We start from the raw sequence: 17,091 nt of genomic DNA on the forward strand, positions 1-17,091 counted from the left end.
GGGGCGACGCCCTGGGCGGCCGGCCGCGCGACCGGAGCTTCTACTGCGAGGGCGTCGCCGACTACGAGCGGATGGCGCAGGCGCCGGAGTTCCGCGCCGGTCTCGACCGCGTCGTCGGAGGCGCCGGAAAATACCGGATCGCCCTGATGTGCGCGGAGCGCGATCCGCTCACCTGCCACCGCTGCCTGCTGGTCGGCCGCGCGCTGGCGGCGCGCGGTGTCGGGGTGCGGCACGTGGTCGACGACGGCACGCTGACGCAGTCGCAGATCGAGGACGCCCTGCTCGCCCTGGCCGGGCACGCCGGCGAGGACCTGTTCGCCCCCCGCTCCGAACGGCTCGCGCTGGCCTACCGGGCGCAGGGGCGAAAGCACGCGTTCGAGGAACCGGAGCCGCCCGACGGCACCGGCCCCCGCATCCGCAACAATGCCGACTAGGACTCGTCCGAAAGCGCACGGACCGAAAACAATGATAATCGCTGTCGAGCGCTCACCAACGGGGGTTCGATGGCACGCGAAGAGACCGGGCTGCGCCGCTATTCGTTCCAGATGCAGGTTCAGGAACGGCTGCTGGACAACGAGCTCGCACACGAGTTCGCCTCGTACGCCGACGCCGTACGGGAGGCGTACCGCATCGCCTGGGAGCTGGTCAGCGCCGACCGCTGGTGGCTCACCGCGAAGGCGATGATCATCGTGACCGACGACCGCGACAACGAGCTGGCGATCCCCGTGGGCGAAGGCGCCGAGCACCACCGGCTCGCGGCGGCGGTGACCGCCGCGACGCTCCACGGCCGCGCGCAGCTCTGCTGACCGGCCCCCCCCGGGACGACCGGCCGGAGGCTCCACGCTGCGGCTCCGAGCCGCCGGCCGCCTACTTCTCCGCCATCACGTCGGTCAGCTTGGAGCGGCTGAGCTCCAGCCAGGCGGCGCTGCCGACCGACAGCACGATCAGCGACACCAGCACCCAGGAGATCGGGTTCGCCACCATGTGCAGCAGCACCGGCCCGTCGGCGAGCTGCACGGCCTGGCGAAAGCCCTGCTCGGCGAGCGGGCCGAGGATCATGCCCAGGACCATCGGGGCGGCCGAGAAGCCGGTCTTGCGCATCAGGTAGCCGATGATGCCGAACGCCATCATGGTGTAGACGTCGTAGATGTTGTTGCCGAGCGAGTAGGACCCGACGATCGACAGCACCGTCACGGCGATGATCAGGATGGTGTTGGGCAGCCGGGCGACGACGCCCATGTAGCGGCACATCGCCATGCCGACGAAGCCCATCACCAGGTTGGCGATCAGGAAGCCGACGCACACCGTGTAGGTGAAGTGGGCATGCTCGGTGAACAGGGTGCGGCCCGGCTGCATGCCGTGCAGCACCAGGGCGCCGAGCAGGATCGCGGCCGACGGGCTGCCCGGGATGCCGAGCGTGAGCAGCGGGATGATGGCGCCGCCCGTGGTCGCGTTGTTGGCGCTCTCCGATGCGGCGATGCCGCGGATCGAGCCCTTGCCGAAGTCCGGATCGTTCTTGGAGAACCGCTTGGCCTCGTTGTAGGCGGTCCACGAGCCGATGTCGCCGCCGGCGCCGGGCAGGATGCCGATGATGATGCCGATGATCGACGAGCGCCAGATCGTCGCCTGGGTGAACTTGAGCTCGGCCCAGGTCGGCAGCAGCCGCCACTTGCCGCCGCTGGTCGGATCGACCTCCTGGATGGTGTTGTGCGGCTTCTCGCACATCAGCAGCGCCTGCGACAGCGAGAACAGGCCGATCACGGCCGGCACGAAGCCGATGCCGCCCTGCAGGTCGTAGAAGCCGAAGGTGAAGCGCGGATAGCCCGAATCGAGATCGAGCCCCACCGTGCTGATGGCGACGCCGACCGCGCCCGAGACCAGCCCCTTGATCATGTTGCCGCTGGCCAGCGTGCCGATCACCGAGATGCCGAACACGGCCAGCCAGAAATACTCGGCCGGCCCGAACTTGAGCGACAACAGCGACAGCGGCGGCGCGATAGCGAGCAGCGCAATCGCGCTCGAGAGGCCGCCGACCACCGAGGCGAAGGTGGAGATGCGGATCGCCTTGTTGAACTCGCCCTTGCGGGTGAGCGCGAAGCCGTCGATGGCGGTCGCGGCCGAGGCCGAGGTGCCGGGCGTGTGCAGCAGGATCGCCGAGAACGACCCCCCGTAGATCGCCGACGTGTAGAGGCTGGTCAGCAGGATCAGGGCCGAGATCGGATCCATGCCGAAGGTCATCGGCAGCATCAGGGCGATGCCGAGATTGGAGCTCAGTCCCGGCATGGCGCCGATGATCAGGCCGATCACCACGCCGGCCAGCATCATGGAGAGGTGAAAGGGCGTGAAGGCGTCGGCGACGACGGCCAGGAGGGTGTCCATGGTGCTCTCACAGAACCGGAGGCCGCAGGGTCAGCGGCACGTTGAGGACGACGACGAAGATCGCGTAGACGGCGACCAGCAGCACCACGGTGGCGAACGCGTACCAGCGCAGCGACCGGATTCCGAGGATCGGGACCAGCACGGCGGCGAGCACGGCCATCGCGAGAAAGAACCCGATGTAAGACGAGGCGGCGAGGGCCAGCGAGGTCGCGACGAAGGCCAGGATCGGCCGGACCATCACGGCAGGGTTGGCCCCGCCCTCGCCGGAGCCGCCGGCCGCCGCAGCGGGAAGGAAGGTGCGGCCGACCATCAGGACCGAGAAGAAGACGATGATCACGAACATCACGCGCGGGAACAGGCGCGCCATCTCCGGATAGTCGTCGGAGATTTGCCAGAGCGCGGCGCAGAACACGATCAGCGCGACGCCCACGATGCGATTGACCCAGAGCACGGCGGAATCCGATGATTTGGGAGAGACGGGACGGAGCCGAAAGGGCGCGGCGGAAGGGCACGCCCTCCCGCCGCGGCACGCGGGCTACCAGCCCATCAGGTCCTTGACGGTCTGCTCGTTGTCCTTGAGGAACTTGCGATAGGCGTCGCCCTTGATGGATCGCAGCTCGAGGAACAGGCTGTCGGCCTTGTCCTGGTGCTCCTTGGAGGTGACGACCTTGTCGAGCCACTCGACCAGCTTCGCCTCGACGTCCTTGGGCAGGCCGGCCGGACCGGCGATGCCGCGCGACACCGACGCCTCGAGGTCGTAGCCCTGCTCCTTGAAGGTCGGGCTCTCCGGCAGGAAGCGCGACTTGGTCGGCGACATCACGCCGAGCACGCGGAGCTGATTGTCCTTCACCTCGGTGACGATCTCGCTCAGATTGCAGGCCAGCACCTGGACGTGGTTGCCCAGCACCTGCGCCTTCGACTCCGGCGTCGCCTTGTTGTGGACGACCTTGAACTTCGCGCCCGTCATGCGCTCGAGCGCCATGATGGCGAGATGCTCGTCCCCGCCGACGCCGTGCGCCGTGATGCTGATGCTGCCGGGCTTCGCCTTGGCGGCCTCGACCAGCTCCTTGAGAGACTTGTAGGGGCTGCCCGGCGGGACCGTGACGACGACGTAGTCGATCACGTGGTTGATCAGCGGCGTGAAGCTCTCCAGCCGTTCCTTGCGGCCGAGCTTGGGATCGAGATAGCCCATGTAGAAGCTCGGGGCGTTGAGCAGGCCGAGCGTGTAGCCGTCCGGCTTGGCGGCCGCGAGCGTGCCCCAGCCGGTCCAGCCGCCGCCGCCCGTGATGTTCTGGACGATGACCGGCTGCTTGATCAGCGGATCAAGATCCTTGGCGAGAAGGCGGGCGCCGATGTCGGTGCCGCCGCCGGCGCCGTAAGGCACGATCAGGGTCAGGTTCTTGTCGGGAAACTCGGCACGGGCCGGCTCGACGCCGGCCGACAGCAGGGCGACGGCGGAGAAGCCCGCCGCGGCGGCAATGGCGATGTGAGAGATCCTGAATGTCATGCGGTCGTCCCCCTGTTGTCGGCACCGGGAGGGCTCCCGGTTCGGCCGACGGGCGTGACGGACGTGACGCGGAATCAGACCGGTCGGTCCGCCGCTCGCAGGCCCGAGCGTCTCGCGCCCGAGCAACACTTCATCATATGCGCAATCGACGATCACACCAGCCGCCGGGTGAGACCTCGCGGCAGCGGGCACCGGCGCGTGTGCGGCGCAGCACACCAAAGTTCGCGACCTCCGCCGCAGTAGAGCGAAGCCCGTCGCACGACGATCCGGTCGCCACGATGCGGCCACGGTCAGGTCGTCGGAGTACAGCGCGGTCCCCTGTGCGGCGTGACCTTGCATACAACGTCCGAGATCACCGGGTATACTCTCGGCCGACGACGTCCGCCTCGGCGGAACGCACGGGTTCGACGCCAGCCGGCCGGGCGCAGATCTGATGCGGTGCCGACCGCCCGAGGCATGTCACTTCCGCTGGGCTGGCCCCCGAAATCCGAAAGGATCATGGCGCCGTGCTTGCCGCGCCGGACGGTCCGCGCGACGCTCCCGCGCCCGTTTCGGCTGCGGCGGTTCAGACGCCGGGGCGGCTGCTCTCGGGACCCGTGCGTCCGCTCACTTCCGGGTCTTGGGCTCGTTCGGCAGCGTCTTGACGAAGGCGAGCGCGCTGCGGATGTCGTTGTCCGAGAGGATGTACTTGAACTGCGGCATGACGATCATCGGCTCGTCGAGCCGGCGCAGGCCGCCCCGGATGCTCTCCAGAATCTCCTGGTCGCGGCCCTGGACGAAGTCCGCGATGGTCAGGTCGGGGATGTACTGGTCCTCGGCGAAGAAGGCGTAGCGCGGGCCGTCCCCCTTGCCGTGGATGCCGTGGCAGACGGCGCAGTACTCGACGAAGACCTTCTCGCCGCGCGCGGCGGAGACCTTCTCCGGATTGGCGAAGCGTGGCCCGACCACCGGGGCCGGCGCGGGCGCGGGCATCGCGGCCTGGCGGGCCGGGGCGCTCTTCTCGCGGCCGCGCGTCTGGGTCGGGGACTGGGCGATCGCATCGGCGGCGACGAGCGCACCGGCACCCGCGAGCAGGGCGAGGAGCACAGCGGTCTTCATGGCTGGTTCTCCAGCGAACGCGACGACAGGGCCGGCGCAGCGAGGTCGGCGCGGTGGCAGACCAGGACACGGCGGAGCACGTCGAGCAGGTGGACGTAGGGATTGTCCGGCAGCATGCGCAGGGCGACCGACGCCATCTTGTCGGCGAAGGGCTGCAGGAAGCGGTCGAGGAACGCGCCCTGGAGGCGGCGCGCGTCGGCGACCGCCACGGCGTCGCCCGCCTCGGCCGCGGCGTGCTCCCGGAACGCCAGGATCTGCATCAGCTCGAGCTCGACGCAGACATGGTCCGGCAGGTCGTCGTAGCCCTCCGACAGGTCGACGCCGCTGTCGTGGAAGAAGGCCTTGACGGCCAGCATCTCGTCGAGCCGCTTGGCCTCGTCGACGACGAACAGCGAGCCGTAGGGCGGGCACGGAACCAACGGATAGTTGGCCGCGAACATCGCGATGTAGTCGGCCTCGACGCCGGCGTAGTCCCGCCCCCTTAGTGCCGCGACGAAGCGCAGTGCGGCGTCGCCGGCGGCCCCCCTCGCCTCGTCGGGCCCGGGCAGCCGGTCGAGCGCGTCGAGAAGCGCCGCCGCCGTGTCGTCGGCGCACAGATGGGTGACGCCCGCTTCGGCCGGGTGGGCCAGCGCCAGCTCGAGAAAGTGACAGAGCCGCGCCCGGTCGAGCGCCGCATCGGCGGCTCCGGCCGGATCGGCGCTCGGTCCGAGCGGGCCTCTCGCCCGCGACGTGACGGCATCCATGGCTGCCTCGCTTACCGGTGTGATCAGATGTCTTTCATCTTCATCGGGCCTTCCGGCTTGTGCGGCTCGTCCAGCAGGCCGCCCATGGCATAGCCGAAATACTTCTCGACCTCCTCGGGCGGAATGTTGCGCGGCGGCACGTACCAGACCGACGGGCTGGTGCCCCAATCAGGCCGGTACTGGCGCGGCTCGGCATTGTTGAGCACGCGATGCGTCGCCTTGAGGCCGACCTCGGGATCGTAGGGCTTCGCGCCGAGCGACGGATCGCGGATCAGCTTCGAGATCGTGCTCTCCGGGTCCATCAGGTTGCCGAACACCCGGATCTTGCCGACGCAGCTCTTCACGCATTGCGGCTCCTGCCCCTTCTCCAGGAGCGGGAAGCAGAACACGCATTTCTGCGACTTCTTGGTCACCGGATTGTAGTAGATCTTGTCGTAGGGGCAGGCCTTCACGCAGTACTGGAAGCCCTCGCACTTGTGCTGGTCGATCAGCACCAGCCCGTCCTCGTTCTTGTAGATCGAGCGGGTCGGGCAGGCCGGCAGGCAGGCCGGCTCGGCGCAGTGGTTGCAGGGCCGCGCCAGATAGAACTGCCACAGCTTCGGATAGGTGCCCTTCGGGGTGTCCTGATAGAGGTTGGGATAGCGGTAGTCGTAGCGCGCGCTGTCTTTCGGGTCGCCCTCGTGACGCGGATACTTGCCGAACGGCTTGGTCGCGACGCTGTTCCAGTACATCGAGTCCTGGCCCGGCCCGCTGGTCCAGGTCTGCTTGCACGCCATGCTGCAGGAATGGCAGCCGATGCATTTGTTGATGTCGAGCAGCATCCCGTACTGGACGCGGTTCCCGTAGAGCGGGTTGGCCTGACCGTAGTACTTCTGCCAGAGCTCTTCCGACATGGCGCGCGCCTCCCTCAGGCCTTCTTGACTTCGCAGAGCTGGTCGAAGTGTCCGGACACCGGGCCCCAGACGTTCGGGATGAAATAGATCTCGTGGATCGGATTGATCGCGTTGTGGGTCAGCGCGTTCCAGTGGCCTTCGCGGATCTGCTCGCGCTGCCAGCCGAAATAGATCACCACGGCGCCGGGCGGCACCGACTCGCGCAGCTTCACCCGCGCCTTGACGTAGCCGTGCTGATTGTAGGCGGTCGCCCAGTCGCCGGCGGTCAGGCCGCGCTTGAGCGCATCGGCCGGATTGAGCTCGAGCAGCGGCTGGCCGATGTCGTCGAGCTTGAGGATCTCGTCGGTGGTGCGCCACGAGGAGTGGACGCTCCACCGGGTGTGGCGGGCGTGATAGACGAGCGGGTACTTCTCGGCGAGCGGGTTGCGCTCCTTCTTGGCCTCCTTCCAGACCTTCGACGGCCCCCAGGGCGTCGCGACATGCGGCTCCTTGTGGACCGGGAGCTGCTCGCCGAACTGGATGAAGCGGTCCTCGTCCTTGTAGAGCTCCTGCCGGCCCGAGGCGGTGGTGAACTTCTTCTTGCCCTCGATCTCCTCGGTGAAGGAGGCGTAGGGGCTCGACGGCAGGTTGACGCGGATCACCCGCTCCTTCTGCAGCCGCTCGAACGTGATGCCCTTCACCTTCGGACCGCCGGTCTCCAGCAGCAGCTCGATCACGGGCTTCGGATGATTGTACTTGTAGACGTCGCCGGTGCCGAGCCGCTTGCAGACCTCGTAATAGATCTCGATGTCGGTCTTGGCCTCGTACATCGGCGGCAGCGAGCCCTCGACGAGCTGGATGTAGGGATGCGCCGGCGTGGTCGTGATGTCGAAGGGCAGCTCGTACCAGCTCACCACCGGCAGGATGATGTCGGCGAGCTGCGCCGTGGTGCTCATCTCGATCTCGGGCGAGACGATCAGCTCGATCTGCGGCAGCACCTTGCGCATCAGATTGCTCTGGTCGGACGCTTCGCCCAGCAGGTTTCCGCCGGCCGCCCAGATGCAGCGGATCTGCCGCCACAGCTTCTCCTTGTTGGCCATGGTCTCGGTCGGGCCGTTGACCACGTAGGCGGTGTCGAGCGGCACGGCGGCGTAGCGGTCCGGCTTGTCGGGCGACTTCTTCGGGAAGAAGTAGTCGGTCGGGTTGAGCCGCATCAGATACTGGCCGGCCCACGGGCTGACGCCGCCGCCGTTGCGGCCGATATTGCCGGTCAGCATGGCGAGCGCGATGACCGAGCGGCCGATCAGGTCGCCGTGATACCAGTGATTGATGCCGGTGCCGGCCCAGATGCTGGCCGGCTTGGCCGAGGCGTACTCGACCGCGAGCCGCTCGATCGTCTCGGCCGGCACGCCGGTGATCTCCGACACGGTCTTCGGGTCGTAGTCGTCGAGCGTCTTCAGGAACAGCGATTGGCCGGTGGTGCAGCGGACCGTCTTGCCGTCCTTCAGCATCACGTCGAACGAACCGGTGAGGGCCGGCGCGTCGCTGAAATAGGTGTCCGGAACGGCGCGTCTCTGCGCCGGATCCCACACCATGAACACCTTGGGATCACCGTCGGTGGCGACATCGGAGGCCTTCAGGTACTTGGCCGTATCGTCGCGGACGAGCAGCGGGCCGCTGGTGGTGCGGCGCAGATGCGCCTCGTCGACCATGCCGCGCTTGACGACGACGTGACAGAGGCCGAGGGCGAGCGCCCCGTCGGTGCCCTGCCGGACCCGCACCCATTCGTCCACCCAGCTCGCGGTCGGGTCGAAATAGGGAGAGATGTAGACGAGCTTGACGCCCTTGGCCCGCGCGTCGGCGAAGAAGTGGGCGTCGGGCATCCGGGTCTGCACCACGTCGGAGCCCCAGATGATCGCGTAGTTGGTGTCGAGGACGTCCTTGAACTCGTGCTCCTCGGTCTGCACGTTCCAGGTCATCGGATGGGCGATCGGCAGGTCGCCGTACCAGTTGTAGAAGGTGCCGAGGCCGAAGCCGTTGACCGCGGCGAAGCGGAAGCCGGCGCCCTGCTTGACCAGGCCGGTCGCCGGCACGGGCGGATAGACCCACACCGTATTGGCGCCGTACTTCTCCGAGATGCGCTTGATCTCCGAGGCGACGAAGTCGAACGCCTCGTCCCACGAGATGCGCTTCCACTGGCCGGCGCCGCGCGCGCCGACGCGCTTCATCGGATACTTGATGCGGCCCGGCGAGTAGACGCGGCGGTGATAGGTCTGGCCCTTCATGCAGCCGCGCGGATTGTAGGCGTCGTCCGGATAGTCGAGCGGCGGCTCGACCCGGGTCACCACGCCGTCCTTGACGACGACGTTCCAGCCGCACGAGCCGGTGCAGTTCGGCAGGTTCACGGTCCGCACGATCGTCTCGCCGCGGACCTGGTTGCGGAACTCCTCCTCCCAGGGCCGATCGGTCCGCACGTTCAAGGCGGCCAGCGCGGGCCGGGTCAGGGCGAAGGAGGTCAGCGGCGTCGCGGCGAGGGCGGCCAGGCTGCCCTTGACGAAGTCTCGGCGGCTGGTGGTCATGGCGGTCCCGGTGGATCGAGATGCGGACGGGAGGGCGGCAGCGCCGGCTCTTCGACGGATGGCGAAGGCCGGCGCCGGTCTCGCGGGGGATCAGTTCGCCGTCGACAGGGTCTTCACGACGTCGTCGACGCTCTGGATGGTGCCGACCAGGGTCGGGCTGCCCCAGCGCGTGTGGTACTTGTTCTCGGGAACCTGGGCCAAGGCGATCATCAGATTGTTGAACGCCCCGACGTCCTCGACCTCGAAATAGGTGATGAAGTCGGTGTCGGCGATGCCGGTCGAGTGGTAGAGCTTGCGCTTGACGTTGACGAGATACTGCAGCGTCGGCGCGGTGTGGCTCTCCATCTCCTTGAGACGCTGCTCCTCGGGGATGTTCCACCACTCGGCGCTCTTCTTCACCGGCACCATCACGGCGTAGCGCGGCGCCTTGTCCGTGTAGGTCGCGGCGAACAGGCCGGTGTTGAGCGCCTCCGACTTCTGCTTGGTGATGTAGTTGAGCGCCTTGGTGATGCCGATCAGATTCTCGGAGACGTCCGAGAAGGTGCCGAAGCGCGTCGCCTTGAAGTCGGTCATGAAGCGCTGCGCGGCGGCCAGATCGTAGGCGTGGACGCGCAGGAAGTAGTCGGCGCTGGCGCCGAGACCGCGGGTCAGATAGGCGTCGACGATCACCTTGTCCTTGTGCTTGTCGACGACGGCGACCACCTCGGCGGCCGCGCCTTTGCGCTCCGCGCTGGCCAGCCGGTAGTAGTCGGGCCGCACCTTGAAGGTGGCGAACACGCCGAACACGCCGGGCGCGGTGAGGATCTTGGCGCGATCGACCGGGCCGCTCGCCATCGGCATCGGAGCCGGCATCGCGGCCGGAGCCGGCATCGCGGCAGGCGCTTGCATCGGCGCCGGCATCGGTGCCGGATTCGGAGCCGACATGGGCGCCTGCTGGGCCAGCACGGGGCCGGCGGCGAGGAGCGCCAGCGCGGCGGCGCAGGAGCGAAGCCCGACCGACATCGCGCCGGATCGACGGGTGGAATGCATGATCGTTCTCCACGGGCGACAAGCCGCAGCGGCCACGTCGCCCCGATCGCCCGCACGGGAAGAACCGGGCGAATGTTGCGTTACGGTTTCTATTTCGGGGAGCAGGCCGGCTTGTTACGAGCGACGCACAGCGCTAGTGTTACTACTTAGGACGACTGAATTCTGGAGGCCGGATACTGCGCGATTACATCACGGGTACGCAATCGCGTCCGGCGGGAGCGACTCCGGCAGCACAGCAGGGAATGGGGCACGCCGCGGATGGACAGCGGGGTCCGTGCGGAAGGAGAGCCTTCGACCGGAGCATGAAACCTCCGCAAGGCGCCGCGTGCCATGACGCAAATCAAACTCGTTCCAATCTCCGCCGCGGGCGCATCGCGGCCGGGAGGGCGGCGGGAGGGCGGCCGATCCGCGGCGCCGGCCTACCGCGGCGCGCGGCGCACCACGCTGGTGCCGGCGGCCTTCAGCACGTCGATCGAGTCGAGGCCCATGAGGGCGAGCGTGATGGCGAGCTCGGTCCTGAGAATGTCGATCGCTCGCGCCACCCCGGCCTCGCCGCCGGCGGCGAGCGCGAACGCGTAGGCGCGGCCCAGGAGCACGCCGGAGGCGCCGAGCGCCAGCGCCTTGACGATGTCGGCGCCGCGGCGAAACCCGCCGTCGATCAGCACCTCGACGGTGCCGCCGACATGCTCGACGACCTCGGGCAGCACCGAAATGGTCGAGGCGACGCCGTCGAGCTGGCGGCCGCCGTGGTTGGAGATCACGATCGCGTCGGCGCCGGCGTCGCGGGCCCGCGCCGCGTCCTCGCGCGACAGCACGCCCTTGATCACCAGCCGGCCCGGCCAGCGCCCGCGCAGCCAGTCGACCTCGGCCCAGCTCACCGTGCGGTCCATGCGGCGCGACAGGTTGACGGCCTGCTCCAGCGCGCCCTGCCCGAACTCCGGATGCGCCTTCAGCGCCTCGACGGCCGGCATGCCGTGGCGCAGCAGATCGAAGAGCCAGCCCGGCCGCGACAGCATGCTGGCCAGCATGGCCGGCGTCGGCCGCCGCGCCGAGCGGAACGCGTTGCGCACGTCGCGCTCGCGAATCGCCGTGACGGTGCAGTCCACGGTGAGATACAGCGTCGCGACGCGCGCCGCCGTGGCGGCGGCCAGGAGCTCCTCGTTCAGCGCCTTGTCGTCCAGCATGTAGAGCTGGAAGTGCAGGTCGCCGCCGGCCGCACGGGCGAGCGTCTCGATCGAGGCGATCGAGAAGGTGGAGAGACAGAACGGGATCGCGGCCGCCGCCGCGGCGCGTGCCGCCAGAACTTCGCCGCCGCCCCGATAGAGGCCGAGGAAGCCGACGGGACCGAGCATGAAGGGCAGCGCGTGGCGGCCGCCGAAATAGCTGGTCGACAGATCCGGCACCCGCCCGCTGGCGAGCACCCGCTGCTCGATCGTCCAGGCGTCGAAGCCGCGCCGGTTGGCGCGCAGCGTGGACTCGGAAAAGCTGCCGCCGTCGATGTAGTCGAAGAAGATTTTTGGGAGCCGCCGCTTCGCGGCGTCGCGCATGTCGTCGATGTTGACGATGGTCATCGGTCGATCTTTCCCCCGGGTCGCGACCGCTCGCGCTCGCCGGCCTCTCCGTCAGCCTTCTGTCTCGTCGGCCTCGGCTCCGTGATCCTGAGGTGCTCGACCGCAGGTCCAGCCTCGAAGGATCGGCGGCCGAGGCGCCCGGGCCGTCGCCCTTCGAGGCCCGGCTTCGCCGGGCGCCTAAGGGTGCCGGAGATAGTGTCGCGTGCGCGCTCGACGTCGCCCTAGTGCTCCGTCGCGGCCAGCACGGCCTCGGCGCGGATCTCCTCGGTGAGGCGGGCCTTCAGCTCGGAGAAGGCCGCCGTGGTCTTCATGTGATAGTCGCGCGGATGCGGCAGGTCCACGGCGATCTCGGTCTTGATCCGCCCCGGCCGCGCCGTCATCACGATCACGCGGGAGGCCAGGAAGATCGCCTCCTCGATGTCGTGGGTGACGAACATCACGGTCTTCTTCTCGCGCTCCCAGATGGCGAGCAGCATCTCCTGCATCAGCCCGCGGGTCTGGGTGTCGAGCGCCCCGAACGGCTCGTCGAGCAGCAGGATCTCGGGATCGTTGGCGAGCGCGCGGGCGATCGCGGTGCGCTGCTGCATGCCGCCGGAGAGCTGCTTCGGCCAGTGGTGCTCGAAGCCGCGCAAGCCCACCTTCTGGACGTAGTCGGCCACGATCTCGGCCCGCTCCTTCTCCGGCATGCCGCGCTCGGCGAGGCCGAAGGCGATGTTCTCGGCGACGGTGAGCCACGGGAACAGCGTGTAGGACTGGAACACCATGCCGCGGTCGGCGCCCGGACCCTTCACCTCGCGGCCGTCCAGCATCACCCGGCCGGTGGTCGGGCGGTCGAGGCCGGCGACGATGCGCAAGAGCGTCGACTTCCCGCAGCCGGACGGGCCCAGCACCGTGATGAAGTCGTTCTTCTCCACCGCGATGGTGGTCGGCTCGAGCGCGCGGGTCGGGCCGGCGCCACGGCGTCCCGGGAACTGGCGCGAGACGCCCTCGACGAGGAGCTGGGTCATGCGAACTTCCACGGAAACAGGCGGTGGTTCGCGGCCTTGAACAGGAAGTCGGAGACCAGCCCGATGACGCCGATGACGATGATGCCGAAGATGATCTGGCCGGTCGCCAGCAGCGCCTGGCTGTCGACGATCATGTGGCCGATGCCGGACGAGGCGCCGATCAGCTCGGCGACGATCACGTAGGTCCAGGCCCAGCCGAGCACCAAGCGCAGGATCTCGGCGATCTCGGGGGCGTTGGCCGGCAGCATCACGCGGGCGACGATGCCGCGGTCGCGTGCGCCGAGCGTGTAGGCCGCCTCGACCAGGTCGCGCCGCGTCGCGCCGATCGACACTGCGACCATCAGCACGATCTGGAACACCGAGCCGATGAAGATGACGAGCAGCTTCTGCACCTCGCCGGTGCCGGCCCACAGGATCAGCAGCGGGATGAAGGCGGAGGCCGGCAGGTAGCGGGCGAACGAGACGAAGGGCTCGAAGAACGCCTCGACCGGCTTGTAGGCGCCCATGGCGATGCCGAGCGGCACGGCCACGACGGTGGCGAGCACGAAGCCGCCGAGGACGCGCCACACCGTCATGCCGATGTCGTGCAGGAAGTCGTAGCGGACGAACAGCTCGACCCCGTCGTGCAGCATGGTGACGGGATCGGCCAGGAACGTCTTGGAGACGTAGCCGCCGAAGGTGGCGAACGACCAGCCCGCGAACAGCATCACGAAGAACAGGATGCCGAGGACGATCTTGGCGGTGTTGCCGACCGGCTCGAGCGGTTTCATGGGCGGCCCGTCGGATTGCTGTGACCGTCGTTCCGGGACGGTGCGAAGCACCGGACCCGGACTTCAGCCGAGACCTCCGAGTGCACCGCTGGATTCCGGGTTCGCACCTTCGGTGCGCCCCGGAATGACTGAAACCCATCCGAGGTCTCGAGCGGTTTCATGGGCGACGGGTCTCGTTCGGATCAGGCCGGGGCGACGGACGGCGAGGGGGTCCGGGTAGAAGACGCGGGGCGAGCGCGGAGTCAACGGTCCGATACGCAAACCCGGGCTGTCGCTTGCGGCCGCTCCGACGCTCACCGCGCGTCGGCGGGCCGACGCGGCTCGCTCCGCCTCGTCCCTCGTGGTGAGGAGCGATGCGCAGCAACGCGTCTCGAACCATGCGGCCCCCGGAAGCGGGGCCGCCCTCGCCCGTCGAGACGCGCCCCTGCGGGCGCTCCTCGGGGTGAGGGCGGAGGAAGGCTTCGGGACGACCAGCAGGGCGTCACGTCGAGCCGAGGTTCACTTCACGAAGCGGTCGTCGACGATCGCCTTGATGTCGGGCTTCTGCTTGATGATGCCGGCCTCGAGCAGGATCGCGGCGGCCTCGTCCGAGAAGGAGAAGATCTCGCCGGTGAGGAACTTCTGGCTCGCCGCCTTGTCCTGCCAGCGCAGATAGGCGGCCGACTTGCCGAAGTCCTCGCCCGACTGCTTCACGTCGGCGCCCATGATCTCGTAGGCCTTGGCCTTGTCGGCCTGGATCATCTCCAGCGCCTGGAAGTAGCTGTCGGCCAGCGCCTTCGCGGCCTTCGGGTTCTCGTCCAGGAATTTCGGCGTGCAGCCGAAGGTGTCGAGGATCATCGGATAGTCGAGCGTGGTGGCGATGATCTTGCCGGCCTCGGGCTTCTCGCGCACCGCGCTGAGATAGGGCTCGTAGGTCATGGCGGCGTCGTTCTGGCCGGCCAGGAAGGCCTGGGCGGCCGGGCCCGGCTCCATGTTGACGACCTTGACGTCCTTCAGGGTCAGGCCGTTCTTCTTGAGGAACCAGGCGAGCGTGAAGTACGGCGCGGTGCCGGGCGCCGAGGCCGCGATGGTCTTGCCCTTGAGGTCGGCGATCGCCTTGACGTCGTTGCGCACCACCATGCCGTCGGCGCCGTAGGACTTGTCGAGCTGGAAGATCTGCTTGGTGGCGATGCCGGCGGCATTCCACACGATCCAGGTCTCGACCGTCGTCGCCGCGCACTGGATGTCGTTCGCCGCGATGGCGAGATGACGATCCTTCTGCGGGATCTTCTTGAGCGTGACGTCGAGGCCGTTCTTCTCGAAGATGCCGGCCTTGGCGGCGAGCGTGAGGGGCGCGAACCCGGTCCAGCCCGAAATTCCGATGCCGACCTTGGTGCTCTGCGCCTCGGCCGCCGTCGCAAGGCCGAGGGCCGCGATGCAAGCGATCGCGGATAGCTTGAAAAACCGCATGGGATCTCCCCGCGTTGGAAATTCGGCGGATTTGAACAGAAGGGCGTAAAGGTGTCAAATGTATAGACATAATGCAGAGTGGCGCGTTTCTGGGCAGAGCAGAACCGGAGGCCCGACGGGCGTTCGGCTTGCCGGTCGGATCAATATGTCTATACATTTGCAAGGTGCTGCGATCACATCCGATCCGTCACCCTGAGGCGGCTGCGCGACGCGCAGCCCTCGACGCGCGCCGGCCCGGGCCGTTCGTCCTTCGAGGCTCGCGTCGCGAGCACCTCGGGACGAGAGGGATGGGCCGCAGCCATGGCACACTGCCCAAGCCCACATGGCCGAGGATCCCCCGATGACCATCCTGATCAGACCCGGCGCGGTTCTTCTGTCCGAATGGCGGGCGATCTATCGCGGCGCCAGTGTCGCGCTCGATCCGGCGACGCGGCCGGCCATCGCGGCCGGCGCCGCCGCGGTCGCCCACATTCTCGCCAAGGGCGAGCCGGTCTACGGCATCAACACCGGCTTCGGGAAGCTCGCCAGCGTGCGGATCGGCGACGCCGACCTGGAGACGCTCCAGCGCAACATCGTGCTGAGCCACGCCGCCGGCGTCGGCGCGCCGATGGAGACGCGGGTGGCGCGGCTGATGATGGTGCTCAAGCTCGCGAGCCTCGCGCAGGGCGCGTCCGGCGTGCGGCCCGAGACCGTCGACCTCCTCGCCGCCATGGTGGCGCGGGACCTGATCCCGGTGGTGCCGTCGCAAGGCTCGGTCGGCGCCTCCGGCGACCTCGCCCCGCTCGCCCACATGACCGCCGCGATGGTCGGGGTCGGCGAGATCCTTCTCCACGGCACCCGCGTGCCGGCCGCCGACGCGCTCGCGCAAGCCGGCCTCGCGCCGCTGACGCTGCACGCCAAGGAGGGGCTGGCGCTCCTCAACGGCACCCAGTTCTCCACCGCCCAGGCGCTCGCCGGCCTGTTCGAGGCGGAGCGGCTGTTCCATTCGGCGCTGGTCACCGGGGCGCTGTCGACCGACGCGGCGCGCGGCTCCGACACGCCGTTCGATCCGCGCATCCATGCGCTGCGCGGCCACCGCGGCCAGATCGAGACGGCAGCTGCGTTGCGCCTCCTGATGGAGGGCAGCGCCATCCGCCGATCGCATCTGCACGGCGATCCGCGCGTGCAGGATCCCTATTGCCTGCGCTGTCAGCCGCAGGTGATGGGCGCCGCGCTCGACGTGCTGCGCCAGGCCGCGACGACGCTCGGAACCGAAGCGAACGGCGTCTCCGACAATCCGCTGATCTTCGCCGACACCGGCGAGGCGCTGTCGGGCGGCAACTTCCACGCCGAGCCGGTCGCCTTCGCGGCCGACATGATCGCGCTCGCGGTGTGCGAGATCGGCTCGATCGCCGAGCGGCGCATCGCCATGCTGGTCGATCCGGCGCTGTCCGGCATGCCGGCCTTTCTCACGCCGAAGCCGGGGCTCAACTCCGGCTTCATGATCCCGCAGGTGACGGCGGCCGCGCTGGTCTCCGAGAACAAGCAGCGCGCCACGCCGGCGAGCGTCGACTCGATCCCGACCTCGGCCAATCAGGAGGACCACGTCTCGATGGCGGCGCACGGCGCGCGGCGCCTCGTCGACATGGTCGAGAACGCCGTGAACGTGATCGCCATCGAGCTCCTGGCCGCCGCGCAGGGCTGCGACTTCCACGCGCCGCTGACCTCGAGCCCGCCGCTCGACGCCGTGCGAGACCTGCTGCGGAGCCGCGTGCCGCCGCTCGACGACGACCGCCATCTGGCGCCCGACATCGCCGCCGCCGCCGACCTGGTGCGCAGCGGCACCGTCGCCTGCGCCGTCCTCCCCGTGCTGCTGCCGGGGCTGGAGGCGAGCTGATCAGATCGGGATTCGGTGAGGGTGATGAGCCCGTAGGGTGGGAAAGCCTCGTCAGCGGCGTGCCCACGCCGACGTGGTGATCGGATCACGGCGGGCACGCTTCGCTTTGCCCACCCTACGGCTCTGCCGGGGCTGGAGGCGAGCTGATCAGATCGGGATTCGGTGAGGGTGATGAGCCCGTAGGGTGGGCAAGCCGCGTCAGCGGCGTGCC

Annotated in this window: 15 protein-coding genes; 3 read left to right on the plus strand and 12 right to left on the minus strand. The window is 68.7% G+C overall.

Annotated features, from left to right (window positions below; all coding sequences use genetic code 11):
* Both CH341_RS17505 and CH341_RS17510 read left to right on the plus strand, forming a co-directional pair.
* On the plus strand, nt 1-434 hold a 434-nt coding region (locus tag CH341_RS17505; RefSeq protein ID WP_146604516.1), incomplete at its 5' end, for a DUF488 domain-containing protein.
* Nucleotides 435-503: 69 nt separating this feature from the next.
* Nucleotides 504-806 carry a hypothetical protein gene (locus CH341_RS17510; RefSeq protein WP_111420288.1) on the plus strand — a complete coding sequence of 101 codons (303 nt, stop codon included), beginning with the start codon at nt 504-506 and terminating at the stop codon, nt 804-806.
* Between the two features lie 61 nt (nt 807-867).
* On the opposite strand, the gene CH341_RS17515 is transcribed toward CH341_RS17510, so the two are convergent.
* The 12 genes from CH341_RS17515 to CH341_RS17570 all read right to left on the minus strand — a co-directional run bounded on the left by CH341_RS17515 (nt 868) and on the right by CH341_RS17570 (nt 15,004).
* Nucleotides 868-2,379 carry a tripartite tricarboxylate transporter permease gene (locus tag CH341_RS17515; protein WP_111420289.1) on the minus strand — a complete coding sequence of 504 codons (1,512 nt, stop codon included), beginning with the start codon at nt 2,377-2,379 and terminating at the stop codon, nt 868-870.
* 7 nt (nt 2,380-2,386) lie between these two features.
* Nucleotides 2,387-2,830, minus strand: coding sequence for a tripartite tricarboxylate transporter TctB family protein (locus tag CH341_RS17520; RefSeq protein WP_111420290.1), 444 nt, complete (start codon nt 2,828-2,830; stop codon nt 2,387-2,389).
* 84 nt (nt 2,831-2,914) lie between these two features.
* A complete protein-coding gene (locus CH341_RS17525) occupies nt 2,915-3,886 on the minus strand; it encodes a tripartite tricarboxylate transporter substrate binding protein (RefSeq protein WP_170149672.1) in 972 nt (323 codons plus the stop codon).
* A gap of 606 nt (nt 3,887-4,492) precedes the next feature.
* A complete protein-coding gene (locus CH341_RS17530; protein WP_111420292.1) occupies nt 4,493-4,984 on the minus strand; it encodes a c-type cytochrome in 492 nt (163 codons plus the stop codon).
* A complete protein-coding gene (locus CH341_RS17535; RefSeq protein WP_111420293.1) occupies nt 4,981-5,727 on the minus strand; it encodes a TorD/DmsD family molecular chaperone in 747 nt (248 codons plus the stop codon). Before CH341_RS17535 ends, CH341_RS17530 begins: the two co-directional genes overlap by 4 nt.
* 23 nt (nt 5,728-5,750) lie before the next feature.
* Nucleotides 5,751-6,620, minus strand: coding sequence for a 4Fe-4S dicluster domain-containing protein (locus tag CH341_RS17540; protein ID WP_111420294.1), 870 nt, complete (start codon nt 6,618-6,620; stop codon nt 5,751-5,753).
* Between the two features lie 14 nt (nt 6,621-6,634).
* Nucleotides 6,635-9,178, minus strand: coding sequence for a molybdopterin-dependent oxidoreductase (locus tag CH341_RS17545; RefSeq protein WP_111420295.1), 2,544 nt, complete (start codon nt 9,176-9,178; stop codon nt 6,635-6,637).
* 90 nt (nt 9,179-9,268) lie between these two features.
* Nucleotides 9,269-10,207, minus strand: coding sequence for a chlorite dismutase family protein (locus tag CH341_RS17550; protein ID WP_111420296.1), 939 nt, complete (start codon nt 10,205-10,207; stop codon nt 9,269-9,271).
* A gap of 419 nt (nt 10,208-10,626) precedes the next feature.
* Complete coding sequence (locus CH341_RS17555) at nt 10,627-11,778, minus strand: alpha-hydroxy acid oxidase (RefSeq protein WP_111420297.1); 1,152 nt, start codon at nt 11,776-11,778, stop codon at nt 10,627-10,629.
* A gap of 221 nt (nt 11,779-11,999) precedes the next feature.
* Entirely contained in the window at nt 12,000-12,785 is a 786-nt protein-coding gene (locus tag CH341_RS17560) for an ABC transporter ATP-binding protein (protein ID WP_170149673.1), read from the minus strand.
* Complete coding sequence (locus CH341_RS17565; protein ID WP_111420299.1) at nt 12,782-13,555, minus strand: ABC transporter permease; 774 nt, start codon at nt 13,553-13,555, stop codon at nt 12,782-12,784. Before CH341_RS17565 ends, CH341_RS17560 begins: the two co-directional genes overlap by 4 nt.
* Nucleotides 13,556-14,053: 498 nt before the next feature.
* Nucleotides 14,054-15,004 (minus strand): ABC transporter substrate-binding protein, encoded by a 951-nt coding sequence (locus CH341_RS17570; protein WP_111420300.1) that lies wholly within the window; start codon nt 15,002-15,004, stop codon nt 14,054-14,056.
* A gap of 340 nt (nt 15,005-15,344) precedes the next feature.
* On the opposite strand from CH341_RS17570, the gene hutH reads away from it, so the two are divergent.
* The gene (hutH, locus tag CH341_RS17575; RefSeq protein ID WP_111420301.1) at nt 15,345-16,880 is read left to right on the plus strand and encodes a histidine ammonia-lyase; all 1,536 of its coding nucleotides are present in this window, start codon (nt 15,345-15,347) and stop codon (nt 16,878-16,880) included.
* The last annotated feature ends 211 nt before the right edge of the window (nt 16,881-17,091 follow it).

This window comes from Rhodoplanes roseus (assembly GCF_003258865.1).
Taxonomy (GTDB): domain Bacteria; phylum Pseudomonadota; class Alphaproteobacteria; order Rhizobiales; family Xanthobacteraceae; genus Rhodoplanes; species Rhodoplanes roseus.